Origin of the sequence: Vibrio sp. 10N.222.47.A9 (assembly GCF_963872585.1) — a bacterium.
Taxonomy (GTDB): Bacteria; Pseudomonadota; Gammaproteobacteria; order Enterobacterales; family Vibrionaceae; genus Vibrio; species Vibrio splendidus.
Genome location: NZ_CAWNBB010000033.1, coordinates 112,543 through 132,577 on the forward strand (window position 1 = coordinate 112,543; position 20,035 = coordinate 132,577).

Here is a 20,035-nt window from a genome sequence, read left to right on the forward strand (position 1 = left end):
CAGGTTATTGATGGGGTTTAAGAGTAAAACTGCCAAATACGGCATCGCCATTACGGTTCAATGGCCCTTGCTCAACGACAAACTTCTCTTCGAGCTTCACCCTTGCGGTCTCAAAGTGTTGGAAGTCAGAACTTTTAGCCTGCAGTCGAACCTCAGAACGGTTGCCATCGTAGCGAATGCTTTCAACTTCGATCGTCTTCACTTGCCCTAAGGTTTCAGGCAGCAAAGCTAACCAACCAAGTAAAGAATCACCTTCGCCTGAACCACCGTATTTCTTAGCTTCATCATTCATCTGACGCTTAAGGTAGCTTACTGTCGGAATTCGTTGCTTACCTGGCAGCACAGCTCTAAAAATACGTTCACTCTCAGCTCTGTAAGCTTCGGCTTGCGCTTCATACTGCTGAACCTTCAACACTTGTTGAGTCACAATCACAGCCACCAGCAAACAAGCAGCAATCGCGACTTTCTGCCATACGCGCCAATATTTACTGAATGAAGATTTGGTTTTAAAGGTGCCAGTCAGTAAATTTACGCCGCTTGTGATCGCTTGTTGGCTCAACAAAGACATCACCAATTCCGCAGGCTTTGCTTGCCACTCGAGACCGCTTTGCTGTTGAACGTCGTCGTTCGGCATCGCGGTATAGCTAAAGATAGTCGTCGCTTGCTCTTCGTCATCAGCAACAACCCAATCACTTTGCAAAAACATCGGTAACCATGCTTCGCTGATTGATACGGCTTGATAGTTACCTTGACGTTGAGAGTGACCTTGGCGTAATAACCAATGTTGGTCGATCTGTAATGCACTGATGCCTTGATCTTCCAAAGGCACGGCTAGTGTATCTGGTAGCACCTTACGGAAGATTATATTGGCTTCGCGAAACAGGTCTAAAGCTTGTTTTAACCATTCACGATCCACACCACACACGGTAGCGTGAGTGGCATCTTTATCTAAAATGGTCAGGTGTAAGTCTTCGATATCTTGTGCGACTTCGTCTTCTAATAAGAACGGCAGCATAGAATCAAACTGGCGAGCAGCACCTTTCGGGATCTCAACACGCTTAATTAAGCATTCACTTCCCGGCAATAAAGCGATACAGCTGCGCTTTTCAGCGTAAGGCGTTAACTCGTCAAGCTGATCCCAGCTAGACAGTTCACCGCTTGCTATCACTTCTTGTTGGCTTGTCGACCAAACTAACCACCGCACAGGGCTTTGTGGTTCGCTACTCAGTCGAACGGTCAGAAACTCGCTCACTGATTCCTCCAAAACGACGGCGTACTACCGTCACTGTTTCTCGATTACTACTATAGAAAAGCGTCCGTATACGTACACGTGACTGCTCAACTAATACCTCTGCATCTAGCTCAAAATAGGCGCTATCTACAGTTAAATATGCTTTCGCTTTTTTACTGACTTCGGCACTCACACCAACAATGGCAGGTTCAGCCATGAATGCGTCGACCGTATCCCAGCCATCAAATGGGCGTTTGTCTATCAGCTGTTTGGCATCCGATTCACTTAAGCCTGGCGCAAACATCGCTTCCAATAAAGGCGCTTGCTTTTCCGTGAGAGTATTCACATTCAAGCGGAAATCATCGGTGGGTAAAGCGCAAACAAATGGGCGAACCTTATTCATCACTTCACCAGTGACTTGATAAACCGCTCGTAGCTCCGATTCATCGGCCATTAAGCCATTTGCCGCCAAATAAGAGGGCTTCATCGCTTCATACGTGCTGTCTTCTACGCCAGACGAAGAGGTGGTTCGTGTATCCGCATCAACAAATTCCCACGTTGAATTTGCGATAACCTCAGCCTGATAAGGCTCAACGTCTTGGTTTTCCAATAAGGTTTGCCAAACCGTGATTAAATAAGGAGTCTGGTTACTTGAAGTGGTCGCCACTCCGGCTAAGGCATTAAGATTAAAACATGCTTGAGCATCAACAATGCGGCCCTTAACTTGGCCATAATCCAATGGGTATACCTGCTCTTCTAAAGCCCATGGTTGGCTTAGGTTCACGGTATCACTGTCTTTGTAACTTTGCCTAATACCGTCTTGCACCAACGCTTCTACACCAATGCTGTACCAGTAAGCCTGTTGGTAATTCAGTTGGTTACCAACACGCTTGAATTGCGTAAACAAACGCTCGGACATGCTGCCAGCAATGGTTGCCATGATCGCCAATAGCATCAAAATAATGATCAGCGCGACACCACGCTGCTTGCGCCCCATGGCAGACCTTGTCAGTGCAAACTTGTTAGTTCGATGAGTCATTATTCCCCTCATTACTACTTGAAGAGTCACTGTTTGAAGAATCATCGGCCTGATCTAGAGTGCCACCTGGAGTGAGATAAACACGCTCTATCTCACCATAGTCTTTTAGTGTCAGCTTAAGCCTCACTGCTTTCGGCAGTGATTTATCGGTTTGCCACTCTTTACCCCAGCGGCTTCCGTCATAAAACTCGAATTCCAAGCTTTCAACATCATCAAGCAGAGGGGTAATCACACCTTCTTGGCCTGAAGGTGTATCGGGATAACGCCACCATACACGCTCAAGTGTTTCTTCTTTAATGCGGTAGCCAACCTTCGTGACTTCACCGCGAGGAAACTGCTGTTGTGGGTTGTGCCAACCTAGGCGAGTAAACATGATGCCTACACTGTCAGAATCCAATAAATACTCTTTCATTAAGATCAGCTTAGATGATACTTCTTCACCGTTAGTACGAAATTTTCGCACCGCCATCTGGCGAAAATCATTATCTAAAATGACTAAACTGCGTTGCAGTTGGTTCAAACGAGCACTGCGCTCAATAGAGATCTCGTTGCTTCGCTGTACCTGATTAACCACCTGATAAGCCGCCATGCTTAACGTGGCAAAGATAGCGATCGAGACCAAAACTTCAATTAGGGTAAAGCCTCTCCCTTTGGAAGATAGACCTTTTTTACGCGGCGTACGCTTATTTGCCGACATGCTCTTACTTAGCGACACGCTCTTAGTTGACCACACGCTTTTAATTGACCACATAACTTCGCACCGTAACGACTGGAGACGCCTTCTTGCTGGTTGCCGCACTCACATCAAACGCCTTTAATAAATCATCGCTGGTATCGATAGGGGTAATCTTCCAGAACCACTCTCTTCCCGCTAACTCTTGCGTGCCCTGCGCTTTTTTAAGCTTCTCAGGATGTAGCATGACTAGGGCCATTTGATTATCAACGACCATCGCCGCGAAGGTTTTTTCTTCGAGATAACTGAGCGTATTGATGTGCTGGGTGACAGCACGAATCACACTGATCGCCGCCGTAGCGAAGATAGCCAGCGCAACCAATACTTCAAGCAGAGTCATTCCTCGAGAACGATAAGGAGAACGGTTATTCTTCTTCATCTTCTTCTCCCGGCTCTAGCAGTCGAATCTCACCATTATCCAATACTCGAATGCGCCAACCATCTTGTATTGTGTCACCCGTGTTTGGGTAAAACGACAGTACAAATGGCGTCATTTCAGCACTCGACAAGATGTAGACCTGTGGTGGCTTGGGCTTCTTTTCCTCTTCCAGATCCGCAAACATGTCTTCATCAAATAAGCTTCCCGGATTAAAAAGACGATCATCGTCTTCCCACGCGCCACCACCTAATGTCAGCGACAGTGCCAGTTCTTCCGGTAATTCAGTTGAAGAAGGGATCTTTTCGAACTCAGTTTCTTGCCAGCCATCAGACTTCAAAGTCATCAGAACGTAAGTCGATTTTTTTTCATCAACACGAACACCAAAATCTAAGCCACTCAAAATAGCCTCTTCATTGAGTAGCTGAATTCGCTGATAAAAGCTTTGAGCGTATTTTTTAGCAACATCTTTGCTATTGGTAGGGATGGTCGAGATCACCGCGACCGCCGATACTGACAGTAATACCAACACCAAAAGAATCTCAATCAAGGTGAAACCTGGCTGTGTTTGCTTAGTTTTCACCTTGTAAGCTCCATTTTTTGCGTACTACCATCAATAACGTATCAAGCGACAATGACGTATCAAGCAACAATAACGAATCAAAAAACAGGAACGTATCAACCGACAACAAGCCGAAGCTTATTGGAAGTCCTGCATGTTCCAGTTGCCGATATCCGCAGCAATACCTTCACCACCTTCTTGACCATCTGCGCCAAGAGTGAAGATATCAATTGTGCCGTTATCACCAGGACTTAGGTATTGGTACTCATTGCCCCATGGGTCGTTAGGTAGACGCTTGATGTAACCGCCGTCTCGGTAGTTACGAGGCTCAGGGCTGTTTGGCTTTGTCACCAACCCGTCAAGGCCTTGATCCGTTGTTGGGTACACGCTGTTATCCAGTTTGTACATGTCGAGCGCGTTCTCTAGCGCCACGATATCAGTGATGGCTTTTTGTTGATCCGCCTTCTCTTTGTTGCCCAACAGGTTAGGTACAACAAAGCTTGCTAGAACACCAAGGATAACGACAACAACCATGACTTCTAATAGGGTAAAGCCTGACTGTTTTTTCATTTTATTTTTCATTATTTTCTCCAAATTACAGATAGCGAGTTAAGGGGAATGATGTCCTTCTTCTCGATAATCCAAAAACTAACGTCTGATGAGCAGCAGGTTAACCACTCATTAAATTGTTCATTTCAAGCATTGGCATCAGCGTCGCCATCACGATAAACAGCACTAAGCCTGCCATCAACGCAATAAGCGCTGGGGTAAAAATGCCTAACGCGATATTAACCGTCGATTCAAAGCTTTGATCCTGGTTATCTGCCGCTCTTGTCAGCATCTGTTCCAATTGGCCACTCTGTTCACCACTGGCGATCATATGCAGCATCATCGGGGGAAAGAGTTTGGTTTGATCAAGCGCTTTACGCAGGCTTGCCCCTTCTCTAACGCTATCTGATGCCTGTAATACTTGTTGTTTCACGTGATGATTCGACATCACATCTACCGCGACCTTCATCCCTTCAAGGATAGGAATCGCACTAGAGGTACAGATAGAAAGTGTTCGTGCAAAGCGAGAGGTGTTGATCCCTTTCGCTATCTTGCCGATCAACGGGATGCTCAATAATTTGCGATCCCAGCTCATGCGAACGCCCGGCTTTTTCAGCGCAGTCTTAACCAACGCAATCACACCAATGGTCAACACCAGTAATTGGATGCCCCAATTCTGGATAAATTCACTCGATGCTAATAAAAATTGTGTCGACTGAGGAAGCTCTTGTCCCATTTGGATAATAGGCTCAACGATCTTAGGCACTACCGTTGCCAGTAGGAACGACACAATCGTCACCGCAAACACCACCAGCACTATTGGGTAGATCATCGCTTGCAGCAACTTAGAACGCATCTTCTGACGGTTTTCTGCGTAGTCAGCCAAACGTTCCAATACCGCATCGAGGTGTCCTGACTTCTCACCAGCAGCAACCATGGCTCTGAACAGCTCATCGAAGATATGGGGATAATCAGACAAGCTATCTGCTAACGAATAACCTTCAGTCACCTTAGATCTCACCGCGAGTAGCATGGTGCGAATACGAGGTTTCTCAGACTGTTCGGCAACGGCTTTCAAACACTCTTCCAACGGCATACCAGATTGAACGAGCGTGGATATTTGACGAGTAATAAGCGCAAGATCAGGCGTACTGATGCCGCGTTTAAAGCTGGTCGATGGCTGAGCACCTTTTGCTGTTTTTGCTTTAGCCTCGGTCATCTCAACCGGCATCAAGCCAAGCTCTTTTATTCTTTGACGAGCCTGACGAGCATTATCTGCTTCAATTGAGCCTTTTTTACTTTTGCCTTTGGCATCCAGTGCTTTGTATTCAAATGCCGCCATACTAGACTTCCTTGGTCACGCGCATCACTTCTTCGAGGGAAGTTACCCCTTTCAGAACTTTGCTCAAGCCATCATCTCGAATACTTGGTGTTGTGCCACGAATTGCTTTATCAATCGCCTGCTCACCCGCTTCACTGTGAATCAGCTCTTGTACTGAGTCATCAATCATCAGCAGCTCATGAATACCCGTACGACCTCGATAACCCTTATGGCCACACTCTTCACAACCTTTGGCATGGTAAAGCGTCAGGCTTTCTTTCTTCTTCAACCCAAACAGTTTCTTCTGCTCTTTATCGGCTTCATAAGGTTCTTTACATTCGTTACATAAGGCACGAACCAAGCGCTGAGCCAAAACACCCAGCAGTGAAGAAGAGATCAAGAAAGGTTCAATGCCCATATCACGCAGACGTGTAATCGCACCGACGGCAGTATTGGTATGCAGAGTCGACATAACTAGGTGACCTGTCAAAGAGGCCTGGACAGCGATCTCTGCGGTCTCCAAGTCACGGATCTCACCAATCATAACCACATCAGGATCTTGACGAAGAATGGCACGTAAACCACGCGCAAAGGTCATATCAACCTTAGGGTTCACTTGTGTTTGACCAATGCCATCGATATCGAATTCGATCGGGTCTTCAACGGTTAAAATGTTTCGTTCATTGCTGTTGAGTTCTTGCAGGCCTGCGTACAGGGTCGTCGATTTACCTGAACCTGTCGGGCCGGTCACCAAGATAATGCCGTGTGGGCGCTGAATCAGCTTACGGAAGTTTTCATGGTTTTCTGCTGTCATACCTAAACTGTGCAAGTCTAGACGAGTGGCATTTTTGTCCAACAGACGCATTACCACACGCTCACCGTGCGAAGAAGGCATGGTTGAAACACGAACATCAACCGCTCGGCCACCAATACGCAGAGAAATACGACCATCTTGTGGCACGCGTTTTTCCGCAATGTCCAATTTAGCCATAACCTTGACACGCGAAACTAATAGCGGAGCCAGTTTACGGCTTGGCGCTAAAACATCACGCAGCACACCATCAACACGGAAACGGATACAAAGTGACTTTTCAAAGGTTTCGATGTGTATATCCGAAGTACCTTCTTTGATCGCCTCACCCAGCATCGCATTGATTAACTTGATGATTGGTGCATCATCTTCTGATTCAAGTAAGTCTTCGTCTTGAGGCAGTTCTTCCGCTAGTGAGAAGAAATCATCACTATCAGCACCAATGTCTTCCATGAGCTGACGAGCTTCTGACGAGTCACGCTGATAAGCATCGGTCAGTTTTTTATCAAACTCATCGAGAGTAATCGCTTGTGGCGTAAAACCGTTTTTCACCACTCGACTCACTTCAATGATCGCCGCCGATTTCAGTGGCTCAACATAATAAAGTATCGGTGCGCGCTCTGGATGTTGATACTCCAACACCATCTTATAGCGATTCGCAAAGCTAAACGGCAAGCGCTGATAAGTACGTGCCGCCCCTACCAATTCAGCCATTATTCTTGTTCCATTTGATCGATGAAGGCTTGAATTTCAGCCGGGTGATTCATGTCGGCACCAAATTTAGGCAATACCGGAATGTTATCGTCATCCATCAGTTTCAGACCCTGCTCTGACTTATACAGCTGCTCAGCACGGATGAAGTTGTATTTACGCTGAGTGATACCATCGGCTGTCATACCATCACGAATAATGGTTGGTTTGATGAAGACCATTAGGTTCTTTTTCTCAACCTGAGTACTGGTTGATTTAAACAGGTAACCAAGAAATGGGATATCACCCAAGAATGGGACCTTAGCTTCACTTTCCAGTGCGCGCTCATCAATCAAACCACCCAGCACCAGCATCTGACCATCTTCAATGATCACTGACGTGTTCAGTTGACGCTTAGCAAAACGAACATCAACCGCACCATTTGCACCCAACACATTCGATACTTCTTGTTCAATATTTAGTTGTACTGAGTTACCTTCATTGATTTGTGGCACGACCTTAAGCTTGATACCCACTTCTTTACGTTCAACCGTTTGGAATGGATTGTCGTTGCTTGAACCCGCAGTAGAACCGGTTAGAACTGGCACTTCTTCACCCACAATGAACGAAGCCTCTCCATTATCCATCACGGTAATACTTGGAGAAGACAAAATGTTGGAATTCGAATCAGTCGAAACCGCACTAATCAGTGCTGTCCAGTCTCCCATAACAATTGGCAATGCTGCCCCATTCAAGCCACCTAAAGCAGATGCTAATGTACTATAATCACCCTCTTCGGTAGTATTCTCATTGCGTAAAAAATTACCATCAGAATCATAAACAGCTTTAGTTGTCGTCGAATCTTTCGCTTCTTCGAGACCCACCATTACTTCACCAATTTTTGGCCCACCATTAGAGAACTGAATCGCTCCACCATTCTCTAGAGAACCCCATTGCACACCAAGGTTAATGCCATCACCCTCTGCCATCTCGACAATTAGGGCTTCAATCAATACTTGAGCACGACGAATATCCAACTGCGCGATCACATCTTGCAGCGCGTTCATGATGTCTGGTTGGGCGGTAATAACCAAAGAGTTGGTATCACTGTGAGCTGAGATCATCACTTGGTTACGTTGAGATGAGCTACCTTTAGTTGATGTTTGCTTCTCTGATTGCAGGTTATCCGACACGCCTTTCAGCACATCGACTAAATCTTCTGCTTTTGCGTATTTAAGGTAAATAACTTGGTTATTGCCCTTGGTCGCCATTTCAACATCAAGCTGTTCAATCAGCCTTCTTAAACGGCTACGTACCTTAGGGTCACCTGAGATAAGAATCGCATTAGTGCGCTCATCAGCAACTAATTTAGGTTGTAGGAAGGCAGGTGTATTTTTAGCATCTGTGGTTTTGCTTAACGCATCAACGATACGTACCATTTCTGCCGCAGAGGCATTCTTTAGCTCAACGACTTCAATCTCTTTATCACCCGCTTGGTCAACACGCTTGATGATTTCAGCTAAACGGTTTACTACCGCCGCTCGGCCTGTAATAAGGATGATGTTGGCTGGATCGTAGTGCACCACGTTACCCGCACCAGCATTGTCATTCAACTGGCGAAGCAGAGGAGAAAGTTCACGCACCGAGACATTACGAACCGTCACAACACGTGTCACCACGTTGTCGCCTTTGATCGTATCACTGTCTCCAACGACTGGAATTGCCGATGTTTTCGAATCCTTGGCCTTGATGATCTTAAGAACACCTGAGTCCATTTCGACAACCGCGTAGCCATACACTTCCAATACGTTTAGGAAGAAGCTGTAATATTGCTCTTCATTGAGTACGTCGTAGCTGCGTACATCGATTTTTCCGCGCACCGAAGGGTCAACGATGATCGTCTTCTCTAGGTTACGACCAACAATATTAATAAACTCTTGAATATCAGTGCCTTTAAAGCTGGCACTAAAATCACTCGCGATGGCTGCGGGTGTGCAGATTAAGCTTCCTGCCAATAACCATGCACTTTTCTTAAACCAATGCTTCACGTACTTCTCCTACACTTTCGTCCTTCGTTAGACGCAAAGTTTTAAAATTCAATAAACACTTCATGTTGTTGACCATCTCTCTCGACGACGAGGTTTAGCTCTGTCAGCTCTGAGATAGAACGGAATATGTTGCCCATAGCAGCAGGGTCTGTCAGGTCTTGTCCATTTAACTGAGTGGCAATATCTCCGTTTTGGAGCCCAACAGAGTTAAAAAGTTCTGAATCTTTGCCAGGGCTCACACGATAACCAATCACTTTATCGTCGCGTTTCACCTGAGACAGTCGAACATATTGGAAGATTTGTTGAGGATCTTTCATTATCTTCGCTTTAATTTCATCTAGCTTCTCTTCTGCAGAAGCTGGGTTGTTGCCACGCACAGAAGAAGAGGTACGAGGTGGCGCAGGTGCTGATACAGACAAACGCTTGTACTCAATACCTTCAAGCATCAGGGTTTCGTCTCGCCCAGAGTTATCGATGATCACACGATCGACTAATACGGCCTTGAGCTTAGCTCTAGTGCCTTCAATCTCTTCGTTAATTCCGTAGGTCGCTTGTGTGCCGCGATTGGCAATCACAGCCAAGCTTAGCTTTGGATTAGAACTGGCTACTGCACCCACTAAAACGAGGTTCAGTCGCGTCTTTGGCGCATCTTGGATAACTTGCTGCTCAACCACAGCAGGCGTAGTTGGGTTATAAGCACCAAATATGTTGCTCTGCTGCAAAGAAGAGATATCAAGAGTCGATTGAGGCGTTGAAGACGAGGAAGTCGTTGCTGCCCATGGCACGACGGTTTGCTCAGCAGGTTCAATAAACCATGCAAGCTGTCCTAAAATCCATGCGGAAGCTGCGATCAACACACAACAAAGAACAAGGCTCAGTTTCTGCTGGAGTAAAAATCCATTCTCTAAAAATCGGCTCAGCACCGGAGAGTTATCCATGCGAAGTTTGAGCTCTAAAAAGTTCACGTTCCCTAACCCTTTCTATAACGAATAAAGCTGTAACCTACTAAACTATCAGCTTTTTTGTTCATATATTCTGTTCCTGCTTATTAAAAGCATAAGATCCTGAACTATATCATAGCAAATCTATAAATCGGCATTACCTGAGCTATTTTGTAATCTTCCTTGAAAAAAAAGCCAATCGCCTCCACATAAGCTTCTACTAAATGTGATAAGCGTCATCAAACAAAATAAGTTGCATACTGTGAATAACAGTTAAACCGCATTCATTTCTAACTGAAAAGGCACTGTCCTATATGAAAACGACTAATGAAGCTGTCAGACTCGATAAATGGTTGTGGGCAGCACGCTTTTATAAAACTCGTTCAATTGCTCGCAACATGGTCGATGGTGGCAAAGTCCACTATAATGGTCAGCGCAGTAAACCCAGCAAAATCGTAGAACTTGGGGCAGTGATTACCCTGCGCCAAGGGAATGAAGAAAAGACGGTCACCATAGAGAAAATATCCGCACACCGTGGCGGGGCGCCAGTCGCTCAAACCCTCTATGAAGAAACTACCGAAAGCTTGGCAAAAAGAGAAGAGTTTGCACAACAACGCAAGCTAAATGCTCATAGCCCAGCACCAGAACGTCGCCCAGATAAAAAGCAACGTCGTGACATCATCAAGTTCAAGACTCAATAAGCTAGAAGGAATAGCCAAATGGCAGACCCAATGTCTACAAGTAATGTTTTAAATCGCTACCTATTTGAAGACCTATCAGTACGTGGTGAATTGGTACAGATGGACGAAGCATACCAACAGATTATTTCTAGCAAGGAATACCCAGCGCCAGTACAAAAGCTGTTGGGTGAGCTACTGGTTTCAGCGACGCTACTAACGGCGACGCTAAAGTTTGAAGGTTCTATCACGATGCAGCTGCAAGGTGATGGTCCAGTATCTCTGGCTGTTATTAATGGCGATAACGATCAGAAGATTCGTGGTGTTGCGCGCTTTGACGGTGACATTGCTGACGACGCTGGCCTACATGACCTTATAGGTAAAGGCCACCTAGTGATCACTATCGATCCTAAAAAAGGTGAGCGTTACCAAGGCATCGTTGGTCTTGAAGGTGACACTCTAGCTGAAGTCCTTGAAGGTTACTTCGCAAACTCTGAACAGCTAAAGACTCGTCTATGGCTACGTACGGGTGAACATGAAGGCAAAGCACACGCTGCGGGTATGTTGCTGCAGGTTATGCCAGACGGCACTGGTTCGCCAGATGACTTCGAGCACCTAGAGCAGTTAACTGACACGGTTAAAAACGAAGAACTATTCTCTCTAGAAGCGAATGATTTGTTGTACCGCCTATATAACCAAGAGAAGGTTCAGGTATTTACCCCTCAACCTGTCGAGTTCTTCTGTGGTTGCTCTCGTGAACGCAGTGGTGCCGCTATCATTACCGTTGCTCAAGAGGAGATCTACGACATCCTGAGTACGGAAGGTAGTGTTGCGCTTCACTGTGATTACTGTGGCACAAACTACTCGTTCGATAAGGGCGACGTTGATGCACTGTACGCAGAAGCAGCAGATAAAGGCGACAATACGGTTCATTAATTTACAGCGTACCAAAAACACGTAATTTACCCCAAAAAGGTCAGCACTAAGCTGGCCTTTTTTGTGATCAAAATAGCGCAAAGCCCGTAACATCTCGTAATAAAATCACCGCTTAATTTTAATCAATTAATAATGTTCTCGCCCCTAGCGCAAAGGTTTGCGTACAGGATAGACTAGTCGGGCCAATATGTGACGAGACGCTTAAAACCTCACGGTTAATATGGATATTTTTTGAGCTGTATCCCTGTTTCCCCCGAGCCTCGTTGCTAGCATGGTGAGCAGATAACAATAAAAAATTAATACAAAATCCCTACAAAATATCCTACAAGGAGCACCTATGACCGTTATGGAACATACTAAGGCTGCACAAATTGATCTAACTAAGCACGGACTGACTGGCGTTACTGAAGTTCTTCGTAATCCTAGCTACGAGCAGTTATTCGTTGAAGAAACACTGCCAGGTTTGGAAGGCTACGAAAAAGGCGTAGTAACGGAACTAGGCTCTGTTGCGGTTGACACTGGTATCTTTACTGGCCGCTCACCAAAAGATAAGTACATTGTTAAAGATGACACTACGCGCGATACCATGTGGTGGTCAGATCAAGGCAAAAATGACAACAAACCGATTACAACTGAAGTATGGAGTGAGCTGAAAGAGCTTGTGACAACTCAGCTATCTGGCAAGCGCCTGTTTGTCATCGACGGTTATTGTGGTGCTAACCCAGATACGCGTTTAAGTGTGCGTATTATCACTGAAGTAGCGTGGCAAGCGCACTTCGTTAAGAACATGTTCATTCGTCCAACTGACGAAGAGCTAGCAACGTTCGAACCTGATTTCGTGGTAATGAACGGTGCTAAAACAACGAACCCTAACTGGGAAAAGCAGGGTCTAAACTCTGAAAACTTCGTTGCTTTCAACCTAACAGAGCGCGTTCAAATCATCGGTGGTACTTGGTACGGCGGTGAGATGAAGAAAGGCATGTTCGCAATGATGAACTACCTGCTTCCTCTGCAAGGCATTGCTTCAATGCACTGTAGTGCAAACGTTGGCGAAGAAGGCGACGTAGCTGTATTCTTCGGCCTATCAGGTACCGGTAAAACAACCCTATCAACCGATCCTAAGCGTGAGCTAATCGGTGATGATGAGCACGGTTGGGATGACGATGGTATCTTCAACTTCGAAGGTGGTTGTTACGCGAAGACGATTCGTCTATCTAAAGAAGCAGAACCAGAAATCTACAATGCAATCCGTCGCGATGCACTGCTAGAAAACGTAACGGTTCGTGGTGATGGTTCTATCGATTTCGATGACGGTTCAAAAACAGAGAACACTCGAGTTTCTTACCCGATTCACCACATCGACAACATTGTTAAGCCAGTATCAAAAGCAGGTCACGCTCAAAAAGTTATCTTCCTAACAGCGGATGCGTTTGGTGTGCTACCACCAGTATCTAAGCTGACTCCGGAGCAAACTAAGTACCACTTCCTATCTGGCTTCACAGCTAAGCTAGCAGGTACAGAGCGCGGTATTACTGAACCAACACCAACGTTCTCTGCGGCATTTGGTGCGGCATTCTTAACTCTTCACCCAACTCAGTACGCTGAAGTGCTTGTGAAGCGTATGGAAGCGGCTGGCGCTGAAGCTTACCTAGTGAACACAGGTTGGAATGGCACAGGCAAACGTATCTCAATCCAAGATACTCGCGGCATCATCGACGCTATCCTAGATGGCTCAATCGACCAAGCTGAGACTAAGGTTATCCCTATGTTTAACCTAGAAGTACCGCTGGCGTTGCACGATGTTGACCCAGCGATTCTTGACCCACGTGATACTTACACTGATCCACTACAATGGGAAAGCAAAGCGAAAGATCTAGCAGAGCGCTTCATCAACAACTTTGATAAGTACACAGACAATGCTGAAGGTAAGTCACTGGTTGCGGCAGGTCCTCAACTAGACTAACCCAATCATCTGCTCGGGCTTAGCCAAAAGCGAACGCCTAATTTAAAATGATATTTTTGTAGCAAGCCCCTCTTTTGAGGGGCTTTTTTGTTGCTGCTTGCCCCTTTTTGTTCCACTCTATTTTGAGACTATTGAAATTTAAGGCTTTCAGGGAATGAAAAAGGTATTCATGGTGATTGGCATTGTGGTGGCCATCATCGTTGCGACTATCGCAGCGTTGTTATTAAGCCTACAAACTCAATACCGATCGGATGTTGCTAACTTTTTTATCAAGCATACGCTTGAACAACCTGTACTCATTGAAGACGTTGAGTATCAGGCGCCTTATCACATCACCTTGATGGGCATTACCCAAAGCCAACCTGATAAACAAAAACCTCTCTATATCGACAAGATCGATCTTTGGTTCAGTCCCAGCTCGATTACAGAAGCTAAACTGGTCTTGGACTCCGTCTTGATCAGTGGCCTACAGTTGGAAATAAGCGATCTAGAGGCATTCACGCCGTTATTCACCCAACCAAACATCAAGCTCCACCAGCTAGCCATCAATAATCTCGACTTTTCGACCCCAGACTTTAATGCGCGAGGCATCGACCTCCAGATCTCCGATCCAACGTGGGATGACAACAACACATTGCTGCCTTATGGCAAAATCCAACTCTCAGCCACGCAGCTGTATTGGCAAGGAGAAGCCTTTGATAACCTGTTGTTTGACCTAGACTTAAAACCTAGCGATAGCACGCTTTATGGCGCTTCATTTGACTGGCGCGGTGCCAAGATTTCAGGACAAGCAGAGCAGTATCAGCAAGATTGGTCATTGGTGAATGTGACCGTTGATGGCTTACGACTCAATCAGAAACAGACCCAAAGCCTACTAAGCAAAGAGTGGGATGTAGCCGGTATTCAGATCAATCACATCAATAGCTTAGATATTCTGCGCAGCGACGTGGAATGGCAAGATGGTCACCTCGCAGCTTTTGATGCCTCACTAGAAAATATCCAACTGCCTTTTGAGCTGTGGAAGCAACAGAAAGCCATTTTCTCTCTGCAAGCAGAGGGAGTGACCATTGATGATGACATGTTCATAGAGCCAAGTATCAAGCTCAATTTAGATCCGAACCAGATTCTGATTGAAGATTTCTATACTCAATTCTTACAAGGCAGTATTCAACTTAATGGCGAAGTAACCCCTAGCAGCATTCAATTAGCGCAGCTCGACCTGCAAGGCATAAAGTGGATTACGGAAAGCCAAGATAAAGCTCTACCATCCCCTCGCCTATTGCCTTGGCTGACACAGCTTCAGCAAGCCTCTATTGACCGACTTAATATAGAACGTAGCCAACTTATCCAACTCGCAAAAAAACCTTACTGGCAGGTCTCAGGGCTGCATGTAGAAGGACATCAGGTTCAACTGCTGCAACAGAGAAAGTTAGGACTGTGGCAAGGCAAGTTGATGGTTAGCGCCAACGATGCAAGCTATCAAAATATTGTCAGTGTTCAACCCGTGGTTGAAATGAATAGCGAACAAGGGAAATGGACGCTGACACGCCTGTTCATGCCGCTAAAGCACGGTTATATTGAAGCCAACGCGACACTCGACTTCAACCAAATCAGTAAGCCATGGAGCTTAGATATCTCTGCCGATGGGCTACCCATAGCACCCATGCTGCAGCAACTCGAATTACCGCTCGATGCAACCGGCTATGGTGAGTTTGAACTTCAAGCCGCAGGCTTGTATGGCGATTCGTTGATGCTCGGTTATTCAACCACAGGGCAACTCACTGGCAGTGTTCGCCAAGGTGTGATGACCTTTGACGATAAGCTTTCTGAACCATCGACCGATAACGTCTTTGAAATCCCAGAGCTTAATGCGAATTTTGACCGTGGTCGCTTCACTCTCGAACCAATGCACATTATTGGTGCATCCTCAGCAGAGCAAGGTACACAAAGAGTTCAAACGCTCAACGGTGAGGTCTCTGGAGAGCTCGATTTACTAGAAACTAGCAAACACACTCTATCCATTTCGTTATCGGACCAATGCCATCAAATCTCAGGAAAGCTCACCCAAGCTGAGTATTCCGAGATTAACGACTGCCAACAAAAAAGCGCCACTCCACAGGAGTAGCGCCTTCTATCTTTAATCTTTATCTGTATCTGTATCTGTATCTGTATCTGTATCTGTTAGCCAGTGTCAGCTATACGCTTACGTTGGAGTCTGTTGATAATCGCTTTTTGTAGTCAGGGATCAGCATATAGGTTCCCGTAAACTCAACCGCTTCCACATCGCCACTGTTAATGGTCACATGAATGATGATGCGAGCTTTTCTGCCCGACGCGAGGCGATCTAAATCACCACTGATCCCATCCAATGACGTAGATGCGACTGGATTTTGCTCGACTGGGTGACGATAACGAATATTACTGTCTGCCAGTACGATATCACCGGTCAGCCCACGTTCTTTCATCAGTAGCCAAGTCATTCCCCAACCCGTTAGAGTCGCCAAGGTAAAAGCTGAGCCAGCAAACATGGTGTTATGAGGGTTAAGGTTGGGATTCAACTGAGCGCTACACTCAAACTGATAACCCGTGTATTGGTTAATCTTGATGCCCATTTTGTCACTGATCGGGATCTGATTTTCCCAACGCTGCTGAAGCTCATTACACCATTCTGGTTTGCGCAGTACATTAGCCATTGGATCAAGAGGTTTCACCATCTGTTGATGACGCACAGGGCCACGCTGGTCATTAATTTCACCACGACGTTCAAACTCATTCTTTTCATAGAATGAGATCGCATCTTCACGTGCATTACACACCAAACGCTTCGCCCCTTCTTGACGTGCCAGTGACTCTAGCGCAACCAAGATAAGTGAGCCCATGCCTTTACTTTGGCGAGATTTCTTCACCGCCATATAGCGAATCTGCCCCTCTAGATCAGGGGTGATATAGAGACGACCAATCGCCATCGGGCGACCTCGACCATCGACAATCATGCGATGGTGACTCATGGCATCGTATTCATCGCGCTCTGAACCTACCGGCATTCGCCAAGGTTCACGGAGCATCTGCCAGCGAAAATGGTAATACTTGTTCAGCTGATTTTCGGTGGTCGGTGTTATGAGTTTAAACATGCTTATTCCTTTAAGCCTAAACCTGCAGCCAGAATGTTACTGGGCCATCATTAACCAAAGACACTTTCATGTCGGCTGCGAATCGGCCACGTTCCGTTGGCAACACTGATTCACACTGGTCAGAGAAATAGTTGTAAAGACGCTCTGCATCTTCTGGGTGAGCACCACGAGAAAATCCGGCTCGTGTGCCTTTCTTGGTATCAGCTGGCAGAGTGAATTGAGAAACCACTAATACCTTACCTTCTACCTGCTTTACATTGAGATTCATTTTATCGTCTTCATCTCCAAAGACACGATAAGTGGTCACTCGTTCCATCAAACGTTTGGCTTTGGCTTCGTCATCACCTTTTTCTACGCCTAACAGAACCAATAAGCCTTGCTCAATCTCACCCACTACTTCGCCATCAACACGGACGGCAGCTTCACTTACTCTCTGGATCAGTGCTATCACTGTTGTTTCCTTGCTCTGTGATTTTGTCTTTATCCGACGAGTGTACCATTTCTTCAGAGTCACTCCACTGTTCCTGCTCGCCCAACGCGGCCGTCACCTCAGCACCCACCAACACAATCAACCAGCACAAATACACCCAGACAAAAAGAATGGGAATCGCCGCTAATGCGCCATAAATCAACTGGTAAGAGGGGAATTGAGTAATGTAAGCCGCGAAGCCTTTCTTACTGAGTTCGAACAACAGAGCCGCAACCAGAGAGCCCGCTGCCGCATGAGAAAAGTGTATCTTTTTGTTGGGAACCAACAGATACAGACCGAAAAACGCAAAGAATGAGGTAATCAAAGGGAGCTTGCGAATCACGGTATTAAAGGCACTCGACACGACTTCGTTTTGTAACAAGTTCAATGATGTCACATACGACGTTGCAGCAATGCTCGCCCCAATCAAAATAGGTCCAAGCGTTAGCACCATCCAATACATTGAAAAGGACAACACGGCCCGACGCTTTTCTGTTACTCGCCAGATGTAGTTAAGGTTCTTATCGATGTTGGAGATCAGCATCAATGCCGCAATGAATAAGAACACACTGCCCACCGCTGTCATTTTTCCGGTATTGGCAACGAACTCGAGTAGAGCACCATGCACCGCATCCCCAGATGCTGGAACAAAGTTGGTAATAACGAAGTTTTGAATCACTAGACCAACATCAGCAAAGACTGAAAATGACGATAAGATAGAGAGCAAAACCGTCAACATCGGTACGATCGAGAGCAAAGTAATGTACGCCAAGTAACCCGCATTCACATTGACCCTATCGTGCGTCATTCGCGCCAAAAGATAGCGGGAAAACTGAATGCTCCCTGTGACTGCGTTTTTTATCTTCAACTTGTAACTCCCTGGTAACTCGTTCATAGTCCTAATTAATATTCCGTTATATTAATCACAGTAAGTAAATGTTCAGAAATAGCGTAGGAAAAAGGCTTGAGAACAAGGCTTGAGAACAAGGCAGAGTTTTGTGATAAGTAGTTATTCTACAATCCAAAACTCTAACGCCGTTATCGAGCATTTTAACAAGCTAGGTTGAACAGTTATTTACTACGATTGATATTATCTAACTATAGGAAACTAGGATGCCTTATTTAATAGTTATAGTCCTCTCTATTTTTACTCTTACTGGATGCCAATCAGCTTATTACTCCGCCATGGAGCAAGTGGGTTACCACAAGCGTGACATTATGGTCGATAGAGTGGAAGACGCTAAAGAGTCGCAGCAGGATGCTCAGGAAGAGTTTACTAGCGCACTTGAAGCCTTGAGTAGCCTGACGAATTTCAGTGGCGGCGACCTTGAAGACATGTACAACCAAATCAACGATAAATACCAAGACAGCGAGAAAGCCGCACAAAATGTCAGTGATCGCATTGCTGCGATTGAAGACGTGTCAGATGCGCTGTTTGCAGAGTGGCAGAGCGAGTTAGACCTCTACACCAGTGCTTCACTGCGCCGTTCGAGTGAACAAAAACTGCGAGAAACCCAATCGTCTTACAAGACCATGCTTTCAGCAATGAAACGCGCTGAGAAGAAAATGGACCCGGTACTCAACACCCTTCGCGACAATACGCTTTATCTAAAGCATAACCTCAATGCGAGTGCTGTCGGTTCGTTGCAGGGCGAATTTATGAGCTTAGAAAAAGACATCGCCTACGCGATAGAACAGATGAATGCTGCAATAGCAGAATCAGATAAGTTCCTAGCGCAGCTGAACCAGAAGTAGCGCTACAGATAAAGAACACGATGCAACCTATCATTATTACTGGCGGCCCCGGAGCCGGGAAGACAACACTGATCAATGCCTTGGGTGACATGGGTTACCCAACCTTCGCTGAGTCCTCTCGCCAGTTAATAGAACAGCAGAGCCAACTTGAGAACGGTATCTTACCTTGGTTCGACCTACCGGGCTTTGCTCGCCTGTGTCTCACTGTCATGAATGAACAAAAGGAACAGGCCAACCAGCATCCGGTTGCGTTTCTCGATCGCGCCATTCCAGATATCTGCGGTTACTTAACTCAGGCGAACCTTGAGATTGACGAAATCTACCGAGAAGCTAGCCAAGGCTATCACTCACAAGCCTTGTTCTGTCGCCCTGATGCATCGATTTACGTACAAGATGCTGTGAGGCCTTATCCGTTTGAAGAGGCATTAGAGATTCACCACGCGTTGGTCAGAGTCTATCAAGAGCTTGGGTATGAGGTTGTCGAGGTGCCATTTATGTCAGTCGAAGAAAGGGCTCTATTTGTTAAAAGCCACCTAAGTATCAAAAGCTAGATTCCCACTCGGTCGCTCCTCTCTCTTGAGGATGACGAACACTTGAATGCTCTTCGTATCTCGCCTCTCGTTTACCCGTATCTAAACAAACTTACCGTCATTCCCTACAGTGAAGAACGAGCATGATAGGGAACCTCTTGGATGCCGTAAAAGAAAGATTCCAGATATCTCGTCCCTCGATTCTGGAATGACGATTCGATGAATAGATATGGAACATGCTCTTCGTATCTCATACCAATTCCATTAATTAAC

19 protein-coding genes are annotated in these 20,035 nt (G+C 45.9%); 6 read left to right on the plus strand and 13 right to left on the minus strand.

Annotated elements, in window-relative coordinates; genetic code table 11:
* Positions 1 to 4: 4 nt before the first annotated feature.
* From gspL to gspC, 10 genes are all read right to left on the minus strand, one after another.
* Positions 5 to 1,252 (minus strand): type II secretion system protein GspL, encoded by a 1,248-nt coding sequence (gspL, locus tag AACT19_RS10005; RefSeq protein WP_076646113.1) that lies wholly within the window; start codon positions 1,250 to 1,252, stop codon positions 5 to 7.
* Positions 1,221 to 2,270 (minus strand): type II secretion system minor pseudopilin GspK, encoded by a 1,050-nt coding sequence (gene gspK / locus AACT19_RS10010; RefSeq protein WP_076646114.1) that lies wholly within the window; start codon positions 2,268 to 2,270, stop codon positions 1,221 to 1,223. Before gspK ends, gspL begins: the two co-directional genes overlap by 32 nt.
* The gene (gene gspJ / locus AACT19_RS10015) at positions 2,254 to 3,021 is read right to left on the minus strand and encodes a type II secretion system minor pseudopilin GspJ (protein ID WP_076646115.1); all 768 of its coding nucleotides are present in this window, start codon (positions 3,019 to 3,021) and stop codon (positions 2,254 to 2,256) included. Before gspJ ends, gspK begins: the two co-directional genes overlap by 17 nt.
* Positions 3,008 to 3,382 (minus strand): type II secretion system minor pseudopilin GspI, encoded by a 375-nt coding sequence (gene gspI, locus AACT19_RS10020; protein ID WP_017091445.1) that lies wholly within the window; start codon positions 3,380 to 3,382, stop codon positions 3,008 to 3,010. The genes gspJ and gspI overlap by 14 nt, the downstream gene beginning before the upstream one ends.
* Positions 3,369 to 3,962: a type II secretion system minor pseudopilin GspH gene (gene gspH, locus AACT19_RS10025; RefSeq protein WP_017079328.1), complete on the minus strand. Its 594-nt coding sequence runs from the start codon at positions 3,960 to 3,962 to the stop codon at positions 3,369 to 3,371. Before gspH ends, gspI begins: the two co-directional genes overlap by 14 nt.
* A 117-nt stretch (positions 3,963 to 4,079) precedes the next feature.
* Entirely contained in the window at positions 4,080 to 4,523 is a 444-nt protein-coding gene (gspG, locus tag AACT19_RS10030) for a type II secretion system major pseudopilin GspG (protein WP_076646116.1), read from the minus strand.
* Positions 4,524 to 4,611: 88 nt separating this feature from the next.
* Positions 4,612 to 5,832 carry a type II secretion system inner membrane protein GspF gene (gene gspF, locus AACT19_RS10035; protein WP_076646117.1) on the minus strand — a complete coding sequence of 407 codons (1,221 nt, stop codon included), beginning with the start codon at positions 5,830 to 5,832 and terminating at the stop codon, positions 4,612 to 4,614.
* Between the two features lies 1 nt (position 5,833).
* Positions 5,834 to 7,336: a type II secretion system ATPase GspE gene (gspE, locus tag AACT19_RS10040; RefSeq protein WP_076646118.1), complete on the minus strand. Its 1,503-nt coding sequence runs from the start codon at positions 7,334 to 7,336 to the stop codon at positions 5,834 to 5,836.
* On the minus strand, positions 7,336 to 9,360 hold the full coding sequence (gene gspD, locus AACT19_RS10045) for a type II secretion system secretin GspD (protein ID WP_017079329.1): 2,025 nt from the start codon (positions 9,358 to 9,360) through the stop codon (positions 7,336 to 7,338). The genes gspE and gspD overlap by 1 nt, the downstream gene beginning before the upstream one ends.
* 41 nt (positions 9,361 to 9,401) lie before the next feature.
* Positions 9,402 to 10,298 carry a type II secretion system protein GspC gene (gene gspC, locus AACT19_RS10050; protein ID WP_076646120.1) on the minus strand — a complete coding sequence of 299 codons (897 nt, stop codon included), beginning with the start codon at positions 10,296 to 10,298 and terminating at the stop codon, positions 9,402 to 9,404.
* Between the two features lie 317 nt (positions 10,299 to 10,615).
* Between gspC and hslR the strand changes: the two genes are divergently transcribed.
* The 4 genes from hslR (at position 10,616) to AACT19_RS10070 (ending at position 16,002) form a co-directional block, all read left to right on the plus strand.
* Positions 10,616 to 11,002 carry a ribosome-associated heat shock protein Hsp15 gene (gene hslR, locus AACT19_RS10055; RefSeq protein ID WP_004735595.1) on the plus strand — a complete coding sequence of 129 codons (387 nt, stop codon included), beginning with the start codon at positions 10,616 to 10,618 and terminating at the stop codon, positions 11,000 to 11,002.
* 18 nt (positions 11,003 to 11,020) lie between these two features.
* Positions 11,021 to 11,914 (plus strand): Hsp33 family molecular chaperone HslO, encoded by an 894-nt coding sequence (gene hslO, locus AACT19_RS10060; protein ID WP_076646122.1) that lies wholly within the window; start codon positions 11,021 to 11,023, stop codon positions 11,912 to 11,914.
* 337 nt (positions 11,915 to 12,251) lie between these two features.
* Entirely contained in the window at positions 12,252 to 13,877 is a 1,626-nt protein-coding gene (gene pckA, locus AACT19_RS10065) for a phosphoenolpyruvate carboxykinase (ATP) (protein WP_004735593.1), read from the plus strand.
* Between the two features lie 154 nt (positions 13,878 to 14,031).
* Complete coding sequence (locus tag AACT19_RS10070; RefSeq protein WP_076646124.1) at positions 14,032 to 16,002, plus strand: AsmA family protein; 1,971 nt, start codon at positions 14,032 to 14,034, stop codon at positions 16,000 to 16,002.
* A 70-nt stretch (positions 16,003 to 16,072) separates the two neighbouring features.
* On the opposite strand, the gene AACT19_RS10075 is transcribed toward AACT19_RS10070, so the two are convergent.
* The 3 genes from AACT19_RS10075 to AACT19_RS10085 are packed head-to-tail and all read right to left on the minus strand — an operon-like array spanning position 16,073 to position 18,372.
* On the minus strand, positions 16,073 to 17,008 hold the full coding sequence (locus AACT19_RS10075) for a bifunctional GNAT family N-acetyltransferase/hotdog fold thioesterase (RefSeq protein ID WP_076646126.1): 936 nt from the start codon (positions 17,006 to 17,008) through the stop codon (positions 16,073 to 16,075).
* A gap of 16 nt (positions 17,009 to 17,024) precedes the next feature.
* Positions 17,025 to 17,459 carry a D-aminoacyl-tRNA deacylase gene (dtd, locus tag AACT19_RS10080; protein ID WP_004735590.1) on the minus strand — a complete coding sequence of 145 codons (435 nt, stop codon included), beginning with the start codon at positions 17,457 to 17,459 and terminating at the stop codon, positions 17,025 to 17,027.
* Positions 17,431 to 18,372, minus strand: a complete 942-nt coding sequence (locus tag AACT19_RS10085; RefSeq protein ID WP_076646128.1) for a virulence factor BrkB family protein — start codon at positions 18,370 to 18,372, stop codon at positions 17,431 to 17,433. Before AACT19_RS10085 ends, dtd begins: the two co-directional genes overlap by 29 nt.
* Before the next feature lie 218 nt (positions 18,373 to 18,590).
* Here AACT19_RS10085 and AACT19_RS10090 point away from each other — a divergent pair, with 218 nt between their 5' ends.
* Both AACT19_RS10090 and AACT19_RS10095 read left to right on the plus strand, forming a co-directional pair.
* Positions 18,591 to 19,232, plus strand: a complete 642-nt coding sequence (locus AACT19_RS10090) for a DUF2959 domain-containing protein (protein WP_017079335.1) — start codon at positions 18,591 to 18,593, stop codon at positions 19,230 to 19,232.
* Positions 19,233 to 19,252: 20 nt separating this feature from the next.
* Complete coding sequence (locus AACT19_RS10095) at positions 19,253 to 19,783, plus strand: AAA family ATPase (protein ID WP_076646130.1); 531 nt, start codon at positions 19,253 to 19,255, stop codon at positions 19,781 to 19,783.
* Positions 19,784 to 20,035 lie beyond the last annotated feature (252 nt).

Bases quoted from the DNA above. Each gene is read 5' to 3' on its own strand.
- gspK (WP_076646114.1), bottom strand. From the start codon at position 2,270: ATGACTCATCGAACTAACAAGTTTGCACTGACAAGGTCTGCCATGGGG.
- gspJ (WP_076646115.1), bottom strand. From the start codon at position 3,021: ATGTGGTCAATTAAAAGCGTGTGGTCAACTAAGAGCGTGTCGCTAAGT.
- gspI (WP_017091445.1), bottom strand. From the start codon at position 3,382: ATGAAGAAGAATAACCGTTCTCCTTATCGTTCTCGAGGAATGACTCTG.
- gspG (WP_076646116.1), bottom strand. From the start codon at position 4,523: ATGAAAAATAAAATGAAAAAACAGTCAGGCTTTACCCTATTAGAAGTC.
- gspF (WP_076646117.1), bottom strand. From the start codon at position 5,832: ATGGCGGCATTTGAATACAAAGCACTGGATGCCAAAGGCAAAAGTAAA.
- gspE (WP_076646118.1), bottom strand. From the start codon at position 7,336: ATGGCTGAATTGGTAGGGGCGGCACGTACTTATCAGCGCTTGCCGTTT.
- gspC (WP_076646120.1), bottom strand. From the start codon at position 10,298: ATGGATAACTCTCCGGTGCTGAGCCGATTTTTAGAGAATGGATTTTTA.
- hslR (WP_004735595.1), top strand. From the start codon at position 10,616: ATGAAAACGACTAATGAAGCTGTCAGACTCGATAAATGGTTGTGGGCA.
- hslO (WP_076646122.1), top strand. From the start codon at position 11,021: ATGGCAGACCCAATGTCTACAAGTAATGTTTTAAATCGCTACCTATTT.
- pckA (WP_004735593.1), top strand. From the start codon at position 12,252: ATGACCGTTATGGAACATACTAAGGCTGCACAAATTGATCTAACTAAG.
- AACT19_RS10070 (WP_076646124.1), top strand. From the start codon at position 14,032: ATGAAAAAGGTATTCATGGTGATTGGCATTGTGGTGGCCATCATCGTT.
- AACT19_RS10075 (WP_076646126.1), bottom strand. From the start codon at position 17,008: ATGTTTAAACTCATAACACCGACCACCGAAAATCAGCTGAACAAGTAT.
- AACT19_RS10085 (WP_076646128.1), bottom strand. From the start codon at position 18,372: ATGAACGAGTTACCAGGGAGTTACAAGTTGAAGATAAAAAACGCAGTC.
- AACT19_RS10090 (WP_017079335.1), top strand. From the start codon at position 18,591: ATGCCTTATTTAATAGTTATAGTCCTCTCTATTTTTACTCTTACTGGA.
- AACT19_RS10095 (WP_076646130.1), top strand. From the start codon at position 19,253: ATGCAACCTATCATTATTACTGGCGGCCCCGGAGCCGGGAAGACAACA.